Genomic DNA, 12,586 nt, shown 5'->3' with positions numbered 1-12,586 from the left:
CAAGCCCTCGATCAAGTAGACATGGACGAGGTCAGGACCTGGGGAATTACGTGACGCCGGGCCCGGGGAATTACGTGATCGTTCACACGGGCAGGCCGGCGATGCACCTGCCTTCCCCGACGTGATGGCCGGCCTGCGGGTTCCCCGCCCGTGGGGGCGGCCTCGCACTCGGCCCGATGTGGTCCTAGCGGACAAGGCGAACTCGTTCGAGCGAACTGATTCGAACCGCCCGTCGCTGACCAACGGAACTGACAACATGCCGCCGTCGTACGTCAACCTCAAGTCGAAGGCAGGACATTGGAGCGGCAGGTCAATGAGCGGCAACTGTCAGTGCTGCAGTGGGTGGGGGCCGGATGTCCTGCTGGCCTGTGGAAGACCAGCTCCTACAAGACCACGTGTCAGGCACTGCACAACCGCGGCTTGGTCACTGTCTCCCGGAAGGGCGGGCAGTGGAGCGTCGCCCTGACGGGTGCAGGCCAGCACTACCTGGCGCACGGCACCTACCCTCCCCGCGGGTCACGCCCGCCGGGGACCCAGGCCACCGCTCCACGACGCCGGTCCCCCCAATCGCACGAAACTCCGGCCACCGGGCGGACGCCAAGCCCTCCATCACAGCCTCGTACGACGTTCACGGAGCAGCTGCTGCAGGAGCTTGCGGACGCCGGCGGCCGGATCGTCAAGAGCGGCAGCGGTCCGGACTTGGAGAAGTGGCCGTCCCGCGTCGCTGCGGCACGTAGGTCCACAAGGGTCCCGGAGAGGAAGGAGCTATACGGGGGTTGGTGCCGTGGCGGGTACGAGATCAAGCTCGTCGACATCCCCGCCTGGCGCCTTGCCGTCCTCGAACCCATCCCCGTGCCGTCGCGGCTCGCGCGTCCGCACGCCGTGGTACAGGCCATGCAGAGCGAAACCCAACCGCTGGGCCTCACGAAGCCCGTCCAAGGACGTGCCCTCCGGCTCATCCAAGCGCATCACCCGCTGTCGAGACCGCAGGACATTCCGCTTCTGCTGGACGGACCGGCTTCGCTCCCCCGCCTCATCGCCGCCGCAGCGCACCTCCCCACTTCACCATCACCGCACGGGGCCAGACCGTGGGGTTCCTTGTCCTCCAGGAGCAAGACCGAACCGAGCACGTCGCCACCCAGAAGGAACTCGCCGCGGCCAAGAAGGACTCCTGGGTCAGGATCCCCCGCTTCGACCACACCCCGTCCGAACGGCTCCGCTTCGTCCTCAGCGGCGGCCAGCCGCACCGGGCGAGCGAATGGGCCGACACCCCCGGCCACTCCCTCGAAGAGCAGCTCGCCGAGATCGCCCAAGAGGTCACTCTTCGCGGCGAGGCCGCTGAACGCAGACGCCAGGACGAGATCGAAGCGGCACGCCAGAAGCGCATCCGCTGGGAAGCCGCCATGGAAGAAGCCCGCATCCGGTACGCGGAGGTGTACCGCATCAGGCACCTCGAAGCGCAGGAAGCGGCTTGGCACCACGCCACCCGATTGACCGAGTACGTGAGCGCTGTGCGCGCGCGAGTCGAGGCCATGCCGTCGGGGCAGGCCAGAATCGACGCTGAAGCATGGATCAGCTGGGCAGCGACCACCGTCGAGCACCTCGACCCGCTGAGCTCACCACCCCGGTTGCCCGACGTCCCCGAACCGCGAGCCGACGACCTAAGGCCCTTCCTCGGGCACTGGAGCCCTTACGGACCGACCTCTTGAGCGCCCGCTCCGCCAACGTCCGGCCCGCCGAACTACGGCATGCAGGAACTCGGCTTAATGTCTTCAAGTTTCTGCAAAGACAGCCCGCGGGAACGCGCCCTCCAACTGGCACGACCTACACGATCAGTCAGGTGACACCCCGTCAGAACGAGCGTCATTTGAGCGTCACGAGCGTCATTTCAGCGTCAAGATATTGCCCGTAACGCCCACACCGCACATAATGCGCACGCACGAAACCGCAGGTCAGGCGCCCTTCGCGGCCGGTTCGAGGATCGCCACGCACTCCACATGATGTGTCATCGGAAACAGATCGAACGCCCGCAGCATCCGCACCCGGTACCCCCCGTCCCGGAAGTACGCCAGATCCCGCGCGAGCGCCGCCGGGTCGCAGGCGACGTACGCGATCCTGCGGGCGCCGAGGGACGACAGGTGGGCCACCGTCTGGCGGCCCGCGCCGGACCGCGGTGGGTCCAGGACGACGAGGTCGGCCTCGGTGATGCCGGTGCGCGGGAGAACCGACTCCACCTTGCCCTGTTCGACGCGGACGCGGTCGAAGCCGTCGAGGTTGTGCCGGGCGTCCTCCACCGCGCGCCGGGAGGACTCGATGCCGAGGACCGCGCCCTTGTCGCCGACCCGGTCGGCCAGCGCGCCCGCGAACAGGCCGACGCCGCAGTACAGGTCGAGCGCCATGTCGCCCTTGCGCGGCAGCAGGCCCTGCATCACCGCCGTCACCAGCGTGTCCGCGGCCTTCGGGTGGACCTGCCAGAAACCGCCGCTGCCGACGCGATGGGTACGGCCGTCCGCGCGCTCGCGGACGAAGGGGCGCCCGTGGACGCGGTGCACGCCGCCGGAGCGCTCGTCCACGCGCATCACCGACACCGGCCGGTCCAGTTCGACCAGCGGCAGCCGCGCACCCGGCTTCGGCGTGAGGATCACCTGCCGGTCCTGCGAGCCCGTCGCCGCGATCGCCTCGACGGTGTCCATGCCGGTCCAGTCGCGCTTCTCGATGCCCAGCTCGGTCACTCCGGGAGCCGCGATCATGCAGTGGTCGATCGGCTCCACCTCGTGCGACCGGTGCCGGCGCAGACCCGCACGGCCGTCGGCGGTCACCGCGTACTGCACCCGCGTCCGCCACGCCGGCACCTCGCCCGCCGGCAGCTTGTCGCCCTCGGCCGGCACCACCGTGCCGTCCCAGCCGGCCTCCTCGGGCGTGAGCCCGGCAAGACGCTGAAGCTGCTCGGCGATGACGTCGGCCTTCAGGCGCCGCTGCGCTCCCGGCTTGGCGTGCTGCCAGTCGCAGCCGCCGCAGCGGCCGGGGCCGGCGAAGGGACAGGGGGCATCGACGCGGTCCTTGGACGCGTCCAGGATCCGGACCGCGTCGGCGCGCAGGAACCGGGCCCCCTCCTCGCCCTCCGTCACACGCGCGACGACCCGCTCACCGGGCAGCGCGTGCCGGACGAACAGCACCTGCCCCTCGGACGTACGGGCGATGCAGTGGCCGCCGTGGGCGACGGGGCCGATCTCGACTTCGTACTCCTCCCCCACCAGCGACTTCTTCGGTTCTGCCTGCATGGCGGGGTGACTCCACAACTTCGGTTCAACAACGGGCGGACAACAGCCCACCAGTCTACGTCGACGGCGAGGACTCCTTCGCCCGCTCCTGCGCCGGACCGCGCCGCACCGACCCCGGCGCGTTCCACTCCTGCTGCTTGCGGGCCCGCTTGCGCGCCACCTCGGACGACTGCAGCTGGTACGGCACCGAGGTCACCATGACGCCCGGCGTGAACAGCAGCCGGCCCTTGAGCCGCAGGGCGCTCTGGTTGTGCAGCAGATGCTCGTACCAGTGGCCGACCACGTACTCGGGGATGATCACCGACACGGCGTCGCGCGGCGACTGGCTGCGCAGGCTCTTGACGTACTCGATGATCGGCCGGGTGATCTCGCGGTACGGCGAGTCCAGCACCTTCAGCGGTACGTCGATGCCGCGCCGCTCCCACTCCTCGCGCAGCGCCTTGGTCTCCGCCACGTCGACGTTGACGCTGAGCGCCTCCAGGGTGTCCGAGCGCATCAGCTTCGCGTACGCCAGCGCGCGCAGGGCCGGGCGGTGGATCTTGGAGATCAGGACCACCGAGTGGACGCGGGACGGCCGTACGCTGTCGTCGCTCGGGCCCTCGGGGGCGGCGATCTCCTCGGCGACGCGGTCGTAGTGGCGGCGGATGGCCGTCATCGTCGCGTAGAAGATCACCATGCCGAGCAGCGCGACCCACGCGCCGTGCGTGAACTTGGTGACCAGGACGACGACCAGCACCAGGCCCGTGAAGAAGGCGCCGAAGGCGTTGATCGCGCGCGAGCGGATCATGCGGCGGCGCTTGGCGGGGTCCTTCTCGGTGGCCAGGTGGCGGTTCCAGTGCCGGACCATGCCGGTCTGGCTGAGGGTGAAGGACACGAACACACCGACGATGTACAGCTGGATCAGGCGCGTGGAGTCGGCGCCGTAGATCCACACCAGCAGTCCGGCCGCGCCCGCGAGCAGCACGATCCCGTTGGAGAAGGCGAGCCGGTCGCCGCGGGTGTGCAGCTGGCGCGGGAGGTAGCGGTCCTGGGCAAGGATCGAGCCGAGCACGGGGAAGCCGTTGTAGGCGGTGTTGGCGGCGAGGAACAGCACGAGCGCGGTGGCCGCGGCCAGCAGGATGAAGAAGAAGCTGCCGTCGCCGAACACGGCCTCGGCGACCTGGGTGATGACCGGGTTCTGCACGTAGTCCGCGCCGAGCGGGGTGCCGTTGTGCAGCAGGTCGGTGGCCGGGTTCTCGGCCATGCGGACGTTGGTCACCATGGCGAGGCCGATGATGCCGCAGAACATGGTGACGGCGAACAGGCCCATCATGGCCAGCGTCGTCGCCGCGTTCTTCGACTTCGGCTTGCGGAAGGCGGGCACGCCGTTGGAGATCGCCTCGACACCGGTGAGCGCGGCGCAGCCGGAGGAGAAGGCGCGCAGCAGGAGGAAGACGAGGGCAAAACCCGCCAGGCCCTGGTGCTCGGGCCGGATCGCGTAGTCCGCCGTGGGCGCCCGCATCTCGTCGCCGAGCACCAGTCCGCGGAACGCGCCCCACGCGATCATGATGAAGACGCCGGAGACGAAGACGTACGTCGGGATCGCGAACAGCCTGCCGGACTCCTTGACGCCGCGCAGGTTCATCAGCGTCAGCAGCACGATCACGGCGATCGCGGAGAAGACCTTGTGCTCGACGACGAAGGGGACCGCGGAGCCCAGATTCTCGATGCCGGAGGCGATCGACACGGCGACGGTGAGGACGTAGTCGACGAGCAGGGCGCTGGCGACCGTCATGCCCGCCTTGGCGCCGAGGTTGGTGGTGGCCACCTCGTAGTCGCCGCCGCCGCTGGGGTAGGCGTGCACGTTCTGCCGGTAGGAGGCGACCACGGTGAACATCAGCACGACGACCGCGGCCGCGATCCATGGGCTGAAGTGGTACGCCGATACGCCCGCGACGGACAGGACCAGCAGCACCTCTCCGGGCGCGTACGCGACGGAGGACAGCGGGTCGGAGGCGAAGACGGGGAGTGCGATGCGCTTCGGCAGGAGTGTTTCCCCCAGCCGATCGCTGCGCAGTGCGCGCCCGATCAGAAGCCGTTTGGGCACGTCGGTCAGTTTGGACACAACAGAGGATCGTAAGCGTTCGAAAGCGGGGTCGCCCACCCGCCACCCCATATCTGCTCACCGGGTGAAATCGGGGGCTCCTGTGGATGCGGTTTCCGCAGGTCACAGAGCCCTCATGCCTATATGACGAAACGTCATTCGTTTCCCCTCCCTCCCCGTGACCACCACCCCGGAGGTTCTCGTGCACGCAACCGCACAACTGATCGGCGCCGCAGCCGCCCTCGTCGGCGTCGGCATCCTCACACTCGCCAGCGTGCGCAGCATCAGCCGGAGGTGAGCGCGTCACCAAGCGCCAGGCCTGCCTGCGCGCTGTGGGGGATACGTTGGATGCAGGCAGTCAGGGTCGGCATCCAACCCCCCGGACGACGGCATGGCCGGGTATCCCCGGCATGATGTTGCCCAGCGGCCCGCACAATCGGCCGCGACGTGCCGCCCGGCGAGCCGAGAGAGAGACATGAGCAGAACATGGACACAGGCCGGACAGCCTGTGGGAAGCGTGGTGTAGGGCCGTGCACATTGTCATCATGGGCTGCGGACGTGTGGGGTCCGCCCTCGCCCAGAACCTGGAGCAGCAGGGGCACACGGTCGCCGTGGTCGACCAGGACCCCACCGCCTTCCGCCGCCTGGGTTCCTCGTTCGGCGGCCGCCGGGTGACTGGCGTCGGCTACGACCAGGACACGCTGCGCGAGGCGGGCATCGAGGAGGCGGGCGCCTTCGCGGCCGTCTCCAGCGGCGACAACTCCAACATCATCGCCGCGCGCGTGGCCCGTGAGATGTTCGGCATCGAGAACGTCGCCGCCCGCATCTACGACCCCCGCCGCGCCGAGGTCTACCAGCGGCTGGGCATCCCCACGGTGGCGACCGTCCGCTGGACGGCCGACCAGATGCTGCGCCGGCTGCTGCCGTCGGGCGCCGAGCCGCTGTGGCGGGACCCCACCGGCGGCGTCCAGCTCGCCGAGGTGCACGCCTCCACGGCCTGGGTGGGCCACAAGATCAGCAAGATGCAGGAGGAGACGGGCGTCCGCGTGGCGTTCCTGACCCGGCTCGGTGAGGCGATCCTGCCCACCTCGCAGACGGTGCTGCAAGAGGGTGACCTGGTGCACGTGATGATGCGCACGGAGGACATCGAGAAGGTCGAGGCGTCCTTCGCCGAGGGCCCCTACGAGGAGGGCGGTCACTGATGAGGGTCGCCATTGCCGGAGCCGGCGCGGTCGGCCGCTCGATCGCGGGCGAGCTGCTGGAGAACGGCCACGAGGTCCTGCTCATCGACAAGGCGCCGACCGCCATCTCGGTCGAGCGCGTCCCGCAGGCGGAGTGGCTGCTCGCCGACGCCTGTGAGATCACGTCGCTGGACGAGGCGGCGCTCCAGCGCTGCAACGTCGTGATCGCCGCGACGGGCGACGACAAGGTCAACCTGGTCGTGTCCCTGCTGGCGAAGACGGAGTACGGCGTCCCGCGCGTCGTCGCCCGGGTCAACAACCCGAAGAACGAGTGGCTGTTCAACGAGGCCTGGGGAGTGGACGTGGCTGTCTCCACCCCGCGCCTGATGTCGGCGCTGGTCGAGGAGGCGGTGAGCGTCGGCGACCTGGTCCGGCTGCTGCGCTTCAGCCACGGCGACGCCAACCTGGTCGAGCTGACCCTGCCGGAGGAGTCGGCGCTGGCCGGCACGCAGGTCGGCGAGGTCGAGTGGCCCGAGGACACGTCCCTGGTCACCATCATCCGCGGCAACCGCGTCCTCACGCCGTCTCGCGAGGACTCCCTGGAAGCGGGCGACGAACTCCTCTTCGTCGCCGCCCAGGCCCGCGAGGAACAGCTGGAGGACCTGCTGTCGGTCCGCCGGGAGGATGCGGCGAGCTGAGCCTTTCCCGCTTACGGCAGAAGGGGCGCCCTGAACATGGGGCGCCCCTCACCTTCGGTCTGGGGGCGGAGCCCCCAGCAAGGCCCACGCCAACGCCGCACGCCTACTCAGCCGACCGACCCGCAGCCTCCCGAGCCTTCTCCTCGGCCTCCATCTCCGCGAACACGTCAATCGGCGCGGGCGCCTTCGCCAGGAACACCCAGGTCAGCCACACGGCGAGCAGGAACGGCGGAAGCTTCAGCGCGACCAGCACCCAGCCCAGCTGGGTCGTGTCCGCCCACCAGTACAGCGGGAAGAGGATCGCGCACTTGGCGAGCAGGATCAGCCCCCAGGCCCAACTGGCCTTGGCGTACGCCTTCTTGCGGCCCGGGTTCCTGGTGCGCCAGGAGAGGTTCTCCTTGAAGACCGGCCCGAGGATCAGGCCGATCAGCGGGACGCCGCACAGGGTCGTGATGATGTACGCGAGCCCCAGTCCCAGCGTGTAGAGCATGCCGGGCAGGTAGAAGTCCTTTGCGTTGCCGGTCATCATCGCGAAGACGACACCGAAGGCGACGCCGAAGACACCGCTGAAGGCGTGCTTGACGGTGTCCCTCATCGCCAGCCGGACCACGACCAGGATCAGCGACACCGCCAGCGCCGCGATGGCGGACAGGTGCAGGTCCTTGTTGATCGTGTAGATGGAGACGAAGAGAAGACCTGGCAGCACCGTCTCGACCGTGCCGCGGATGCCGCCGAACGCCTCGAACAGCGCGGCCTCGGTCACCGCCCGGGTGTCGTCCGCAGATGTCTCTTCGGTCGGCTTGTCGAGCGACGTCACCGGCTACTCCCGTCCGAGGGGTCTCAGTTCGTACTTGGGATTGAACAGCACCCGGCGGCCCCGGCTCAGGGAGATCCGGCCCGATGCGATCAGCTTGCGCCCCGGTTCTATGCCCACGATGGAGCGCCTGCCGAGCCACACCACGTCCAGCGCGGCGGAGCCGTCGAACAGCTCGGCCTCCAGAGCCGGGACCCCGGCGCGCGGCCGCAGGGTGACCGTGCGCAAGGTACCAGTTACCGTGACGATCTGTCGGTCCTTGCAGTCGCCGATCGGCGTGCAGCCCGCGGTGTCGGCGTCCTCCCGCAGCTCCTCCGACTCCAGGTCCTCCTGCGAGGAGGAGAGCCGGTCGAACATGCGCCGGAACCGGCCCACCGGCTTTTCGGAACGAGGAACAGGACTCATATCAGAAGCGTACCGGGGTGCACCGACCGTCACGTACCCCCTGTGGATCCCGGCCGGAACAACGCCCTGGGCTCACTTCTCGAACCCGGTACCCCATCCCCGGCTCCGTGATACCGCATCCCCCGGGGGACGACCCCCGGACCCCCAGCCGACCCACAGCTCACTTCTCGAACCGGTACCCCATCCCCGGCTCAGTGATGAAGTGCCGCGGATGCGACGGATCCGTCTCCAGCTTGCGCCGCAACTGGGCCATGTACACCCGCAGGTAGTTCGTCTCGGTCCCGTACGACGGCCCCCACACCTCCTGGAGCAGTTGCTTCTGGCTGACCAGGCGCCCGGCGTTGCGCACCAGCACCTCCAGCAGATGCCACTCGGTGGGCGTGAGCCGTACGTCCCTGCCGCCCCGGTTGACCTTCTTCGCGGCCAGGTCGACGGTGAAGTCCTCGGTCTCCAGGAGCACGGCGTCCTCCCCGTCACCTGTGGGCTCGGCGCGCCGGACGGCGGCCCGCAGCCGGGCCAGCAGCTCGTCCATGCCGAAGGGCTTGGTGACGTAGTCGTCGGCGCCCGCGTCCAGCGCCTCGACCTTCTCGTCGGACGAGTGCCGGGCGGACAGCACCAGGATCGGCACCCGGGTCCAGCCGCGCAGGCCCCTGATCACCTCCACGCCGTCCATGTCGGGCAGGCCCAGGTCGAGGACGACCACGTCGGGGTGGCGGGCGGCGGCGAGCTGAAGGGCCGTGGCGCCGTCGTGGGCCGCGTCCACCTCGTACTTGCGCGCCTTGAGGTTGATCACGAGTGCGCGCACGATCTGCGGCTCGTCGTCGATCACGAGCACCCGGGTCATGGAGCCTGCCTTTCGGTTCGTACGGGCTGCAGGAGCGCCTCGGGACGCGGTCCTGCGGCGCGGAGGGTGAGGACCATGCTGAGGCCGCCGCCGGGCGTGTCCTCGGCGTTCAGGGTGCCGCCCATGGCCTCGGCGAAGCCGCGCGCGACCGCGAGGCCGAGCCCGACCCCGGCGCCACGCGGGGCGTCGCCATAGCGCTGGAAGGGTTCAAAGATGCGTTCCTTGGCCTCGTCGGGGACGCCGGGGCCGCGGTCGACGACGCGCACCTCGACGCGGTCGGCGAGGGCGCTGGCGGCTACCAGCACGGGCGCGCCCGGCGGGCTGTACTTGACGGCGTTCTCGACCAGGTTGGCCACCGCCCGCTCCAGCAGCCCGGGGTCCACCGCCACCATGGGCAGGGTCTCCGGCACGTCCAGGCCGACGCTGCCCTCGGGCACCCCGCCGAGCGCCACCGGCACCACCTCGTCGAGGTCGATCTCGCGGATCAGCGGGGTGACCGTGCCGGTGTGCAGCCGGGACATGTCGAGCAGGTTGCCGACGAGGTGGTCGAGGCGGTCGGCGCCCTCCTCGATGCCCGCCAGCAGCTCCGCGCGGTCCTCCTCGGACCACTCGACGTCCTCGGAGCGCAGGCTGGACACCGCGGCCTTGATCCCGGCGAGCGGCGTGCGCAGGTCATGGCTGACGGCGGCGAGCAAGGCGGTGCGGATGCGGTTGCCCTCGGCCAGCGTGCGGGCCCGGCCGGCCTCCTCCTGGAGCCGGCGGCGGTCCAGGACGTCGGCTGCCTGCGCGGCGAACGCGGCGAGTACCCGCCGGTCCTCGGCAGGCAGCACCCGCCCGGTCAGCGCGAGCGCCATGTGGTCCCCGACGGGCATGTCCACGTCCGCGTCCTCCGGCCGCTCGACCACCCGCCCCTGGCCGGCCCGGCCCGCGCAGGTCCAGGGCGCCATGTCGCCCGCCCGCTCCAGCAGGGCCGCCGAGTCCATGCCGAAGGTCTCGCGGACCCGCTCCAGCAGCTCCTCCAGGCCGGTCTCGCCGCGCAGCACGTTGCCGGCGAGGAAGAACAGGATCTCCGACTCGGCGCGCAGCCGGGCCGCCTGGTGGGTGCGGCGGGCGGCCAGGTCGACGACCGAGGCCACGGACACGCCGACGGCGACGAAGATGACGAGGGCGATGATGTTCTTCGGGTCGGCGATCGTCCACCGGTGCAGGGGCTGTGTGTGGAAGTAGTTCAGCAGCAGGGAGCCGACGGCCGCCGAGGCCAGCGCCGGGAAGAGCCCGCCCACCAGGGCGGCCGCCACCGTCAGCGCCAGGAACAGCAGCATGTCGTTGGCGAGCCCGAGGTGCACGGTGTTGAGCAGGGCCGCCAGGATCGCCGGGCCGGCCACACCGATCGCCCAGCCCCACACGATCCGGGACCGTCCGAGCCGCGCGCCCCGGGCGACGGGAAGTCCGCGCCCCTTGGCCACCTCGTCGTGGGTGACGATGTGCACGTCGATGTCGGGCCCGGACTCGCGGGCGACCGTGGCGCCCACGCCCGGACCGAAGACGTACTGCCAGGTCTTGCGGCGCGAGGAGCCGAGCACGATCTGGGTGGCGTTCACACCGCGCGCGAAGTCCAGCAGCGCGGCGGGTATGTCGTCGCCCACGACATGGTGAAAGGTTCCGCCCAGGTCCTCCACCAGGGTCCGCTGCACCGCCGGCTCCTTGGGCGAGGCGAATGTGAGCCCGTCGCTGCGGGCGATGTACACGGCCAGCACCTCGCTGCCGGCGCCCTTCTCCGCGAGCCGCGCCGCCCGCCGGATCAGCGTGCGCCCCTCCGGGCCGCCGGTCAGGCCGACCACGATCCGCTCCCGTGAGCCCCAGATCCGCGACACGCGGTGCTCGCTGCGGTACCGCTGGAGGTACTCGTCGACCCGGTCGGCCAGCCACAGCAGCGCCAGCTCACGCAGCGCGGTCAGGTTGCCGGGCCGGAAGTAGTTCGACAGCGCCGCGTCGACCCGGTCCGGCCGGTAGATGTTGCCGTGCGCCATACGCCGGCGCAGCGCCTCCGGCGACATGTCGACCAGCTCGATCTGGTCGGCACGGCGCACCACCTCGTCCGGCGCGGTCTCCCGCTGCCGCACCCCCGTTATCGACTCGACGACGTCCCCCAGCGACTCCAGGTGCTGGATGTTGACGGTCGATATCACATCGATGCCGGCGGCCAGCAGCTCCTCCGCGTCCTGCCAGCGTTTGACGTTGCGGGAGCCGGGGACGTTCGTGTGGGCCAGCTCGTCGACCAGGGCCACCTGGGGGCGGCGCGCGAGTACGGCGTCGACGTCCATCTCGGTGAAGACGCTGTCCCGGTACTCGATCTCCCGGCGCGGCACCTGCTCCAGGCCGTGCAGCAGCGCCTCGGTGCGCGGCCGGCCGTGGTGCTCGACGAAGGCCACCACGCAGTCGGTGCCACGCGCGACACGCCGGTGCGCCTCGGACAGCATCGCGCACGTCTTGCCGACGCCCGGTGCCGCACCGAGGTAGATCCGAAGCTTGCCGCGTCCCATGGCCTCATTGTCTTCCCGTGTCCCCTGCCCACGCAGCGTCGACCTTACGGCCAGCAATCACGATAAATAGGGCGGGATGAAAGCCACCGGCCCTCTTTGACGGAACCCTGACGCGGGGCCGGCGTCAGTGCGCGACGATCTCCCCGTCGCTCAGCTCCAGCACCCGGTCGGCCAGGTCGAGCAGGGTCGCGTCGTGCGTGGCGACGAGCGCGGTGACATGCTCGCTGCAGACGACCGCGCGCAGCAGCTCCATCACGGCGTGACCATTCTCGGCGTCCAGCTGGCCGGTCGGCTCGTCGGCGACGAGGAACGCGGGACGGTTGGCGAGGGCGCGGGCGATGGCGACCCGCTGCTGCTGGCCGCCGGACAGCTCGCGGGCCGCTGGGCGGCGTGGTCGGCGAGGCCGACCAGGGAAAGCAGCAACTCGACGCGCTCCTCGCGCTCCTTCGGCTCGGCGCGGCGCAGCCGCATCGGCACGCCCACGTTCTCCGCGGCCGTGAGGATCGGGATGAGCCCGAAGGACTGGAAGACGAAGCCGACGCGGTCCCGGCGCAGGGCGAGCAGCCCACCCTCGTTCAGCTCCGCCAGATCCCGGCCGTCGATCTCGACACGGCCCTCGTCGGGTGTGTCGAGCCCGCCGACGATGTTCAGGAGCGTGGTCTTGCCGGATCCCGACCGCCCCTTGAGGGCGACGAGTTCACCGCGCGGGACCTCGAGGCAGACGCCGCGCAGCGTGC

Annotated in this window: 10 protein-coding genes and 2 pseudogenes; 4 read left to right on the top strand and 8 right to left on the bottom strand. The window is 70.3% G+C overall.

All coding sequences use genetic code 11. The features are described 5' to 3' along the window. Window positions 1-88: 88 nt before the first annotated feature. Both H8R17_RS47810 and H8R17_RS47805 read left to right on the top strand, forming a co-directional pair. Window positions 89-205, top strand: a pseudogene (locus H8R17_RS47810) (IS5/IS1182 family transposase); the annotation flags it as partial. Between the two features lie 883 nt (window positions 206-1,088). Then, window positions 1,089-1,709, top strand: a complete 621-nt coding sequence (locus H8R17_RS47805; RefSeq protein ID WP_187827528.1) for a hypothetical protein — start codon at window positions 1,089-1,091, stop codon at window positions 1,707-1,709. A gap of 243 nt (window positions 1,710-1,952) precedes the next feature. Here the strand turns inward: H8R17_RS47805 and H8R17_RS36645 are convergent, their stop codons facing one another. Together H8R17_RS36645 and H8R17_RS36640 are read right to left on the bottom strand one after the other, a co-directional pair. Continuing rightward, complete coding sequence (locus H8R17_RS36645) at window positions 1,953-3,281, bottom strand: class I SAM-dependent RNA methyltransferase (protein WP_187827527.1); 1,329 nt, start codon at window positions 3,279-3,281, stop codon at window positions 1,953-1,955. Between the two features lie 55 nt (window positions 3,282-3,336). After that, entirely contained in the window at window positions 3,337-5,385 is a 2,049-nt protein-coding gene (locus H8R17_RS36640; protein WP_187827526.1) for an APC family permease, read from the bottom strand. A 509-nt stretch (window positions 5,386-5,894) separates the two neighbouring features. Here H8R17_RS36640 and H8R17_RS36635 point away from each other — a divergent pair. Together H8R17_RS36635 and H8R17_RS36630 are read left to right on the top strand one after the other, a co-directional pair. Beyond that, window positions 5,895-6,566: a TrkA family potassium uptake protein gene (locus tag H8R17_RS36635; RefSeq protein WP_187827525.1), complete on the top strand. Its 672-nt coding sequence runs from the start codon at window positions 5,895-5,897 to the stop codon at window positions 6,564-6,566. Continuing rightward, window positions 6,566-7,243 carry a TrkA family potassium uptake protein gene (locus tag H8R17_RS36630; protein WP_187827524.1) on the top strand — a complete coding sequence of 226 codons (678 nt, stop codon included), beginning with the start codon at window positions 6,566-6,568 and terminating at the stop codon, window positions 7,241-7,243. Before H8R17_RS36635 ends, H8R17_RS36630 begins: the two co-directional genes overlap by 1 nt. Before the next feature lie 103 nt (window positions 7,244-7,346). Here the strand turns inward: H8R17_RS36630 and H8R17_RS36625 are convergent, their stop codons facing one another. The 6 genes and pseudogenes from H8R17_RS36625 to H8R17_RS49515 form a co-directional block, all read right to left on the bottom strand. Then, window positions 7,347-8,060, bottom strand: coding sequence for a DUF3159 domain-containing protein (locus tag H8R17_RS36625; protein WP_187827523.1), 714 nt, complete (start codon window positions 8,058-8,060; stop codon window positions 7,347-7,349). A gap of 3 nt (window positions 8,061-8,063) precedes the next feature. Next, window positions 8,064-8,462, bottom strand: coding sequence for an OB-fold nucleic acid binding domain-containing protein (locus H8R17_RS36620; RefSeq protein ID WP_187827522.1), 399 nt, complete (start codon window positions 8,460-8,462; stop codon window positions 8,064-8,066). A 160-nt stretch (window positions 8,463-8,622) separates the two neighbouring features. Further along, window positions 8,623-9,306: a response regulator gene (locus H8R17_RS36615; protein WP_187827521.1), complete on the bottom strand. Its 684-nt coding sequence runs from the start codon at window positions 9,304-9,306 to the stop codon at window positions 8,623-8,625. Continuing rightward, the gene (locus tag H8R17_RS36610) at window positions 9,303-11,849 is read right to left on the bottom strand and encodes a sensor histidine kinase KdpD (RefSeq protein ID WP_187827520.1); all 2,547 of its coding nucleotides are present in this window, start codon (window positions 11,847-11,849) and stop codon (window positions 9,303-9,305) included. The genes H8R17_RS36615 and H8R17_RS36610 overlap by 4 nt, the downstream gene beginning before the upstream one ends. A gap of 124 nt (window positions 11,850-11,973) precedes the next feature. Continuing rightward, window positions 11,974-12,105 (bottom strand): hypothetical protein, encoded by a 132-nt coding sequence (locus tag H8R17_RS49520; protein WP_399477768.1) that lies wholly within the window; start codon window positions 12,103-12,105, stop codon window positions 11,974-11,976. Between the two features lie 90 nt (window positions 12,106-12,195). Continuing rightward, window positions 12,196-12,581: pseudogene (locus H8R17_RS49515) on the bottom strand (ABC transporter ATP-binding protein); the annotation flags it as partial. Between the last annotated feature and the right edge of the window lie 5 nt (window positions 12,582-12,586).

Origin of the sequence: Streptomyces sp. TRM68367, from assembly GCF_014495685.1 — a bacterium.
Lineage (GTDB): Bacteria > Actinomycetota > Actinomycetes > Streptomycetales > Streptomycetaceae > Streptomyces.
Note: the sequence above shows the minus strand (reverse complement) of the source record. Positions and strands in the feature narration are given on the sequence as shown.

Excerpts from the sequence above, each read along its gene's own strand:
- H8R17_RS36645 (WP_187827527.1), bottom strand. The coding sequence starts at position 3,281 with ATGCAGGCAGAACCGAAGAAGTCGCTGGTGGGGGAGGAGTACGAAGTC.
- H8R17_RS36630 (WP_187827524.1), top strand. The coding sequence starts at position 6,566 with ATGAGGGTCGCCATTGCCGGAGCCGGCGCGGTCGGCCGCTCGATCGCG.
- H8R17_RS36620 (WP_187827522.1), bottom strand. The coding sequence starts at position 8,462 with ATGAGTCCTGTTCCTCGTTCCGAAAAGCCGGTGGGCCGGTTCCGGCGC.
- H8R17_RS36615 (WP_187827521.1), bottom strand. The coding sequence starts at position 9,306 with ATGACCCGGGTGCTCGTGATCGACGACGAGCCGCAGATCGTGCGCGCA.
- H8R17_RS36610 (WP_187827520.1), bottom strand. The coding sequence starts at position 11,849 with ATGGGACGCGGCAAGCTTCGGATCTACCTCGGTGCGGCACCGGGCGTC.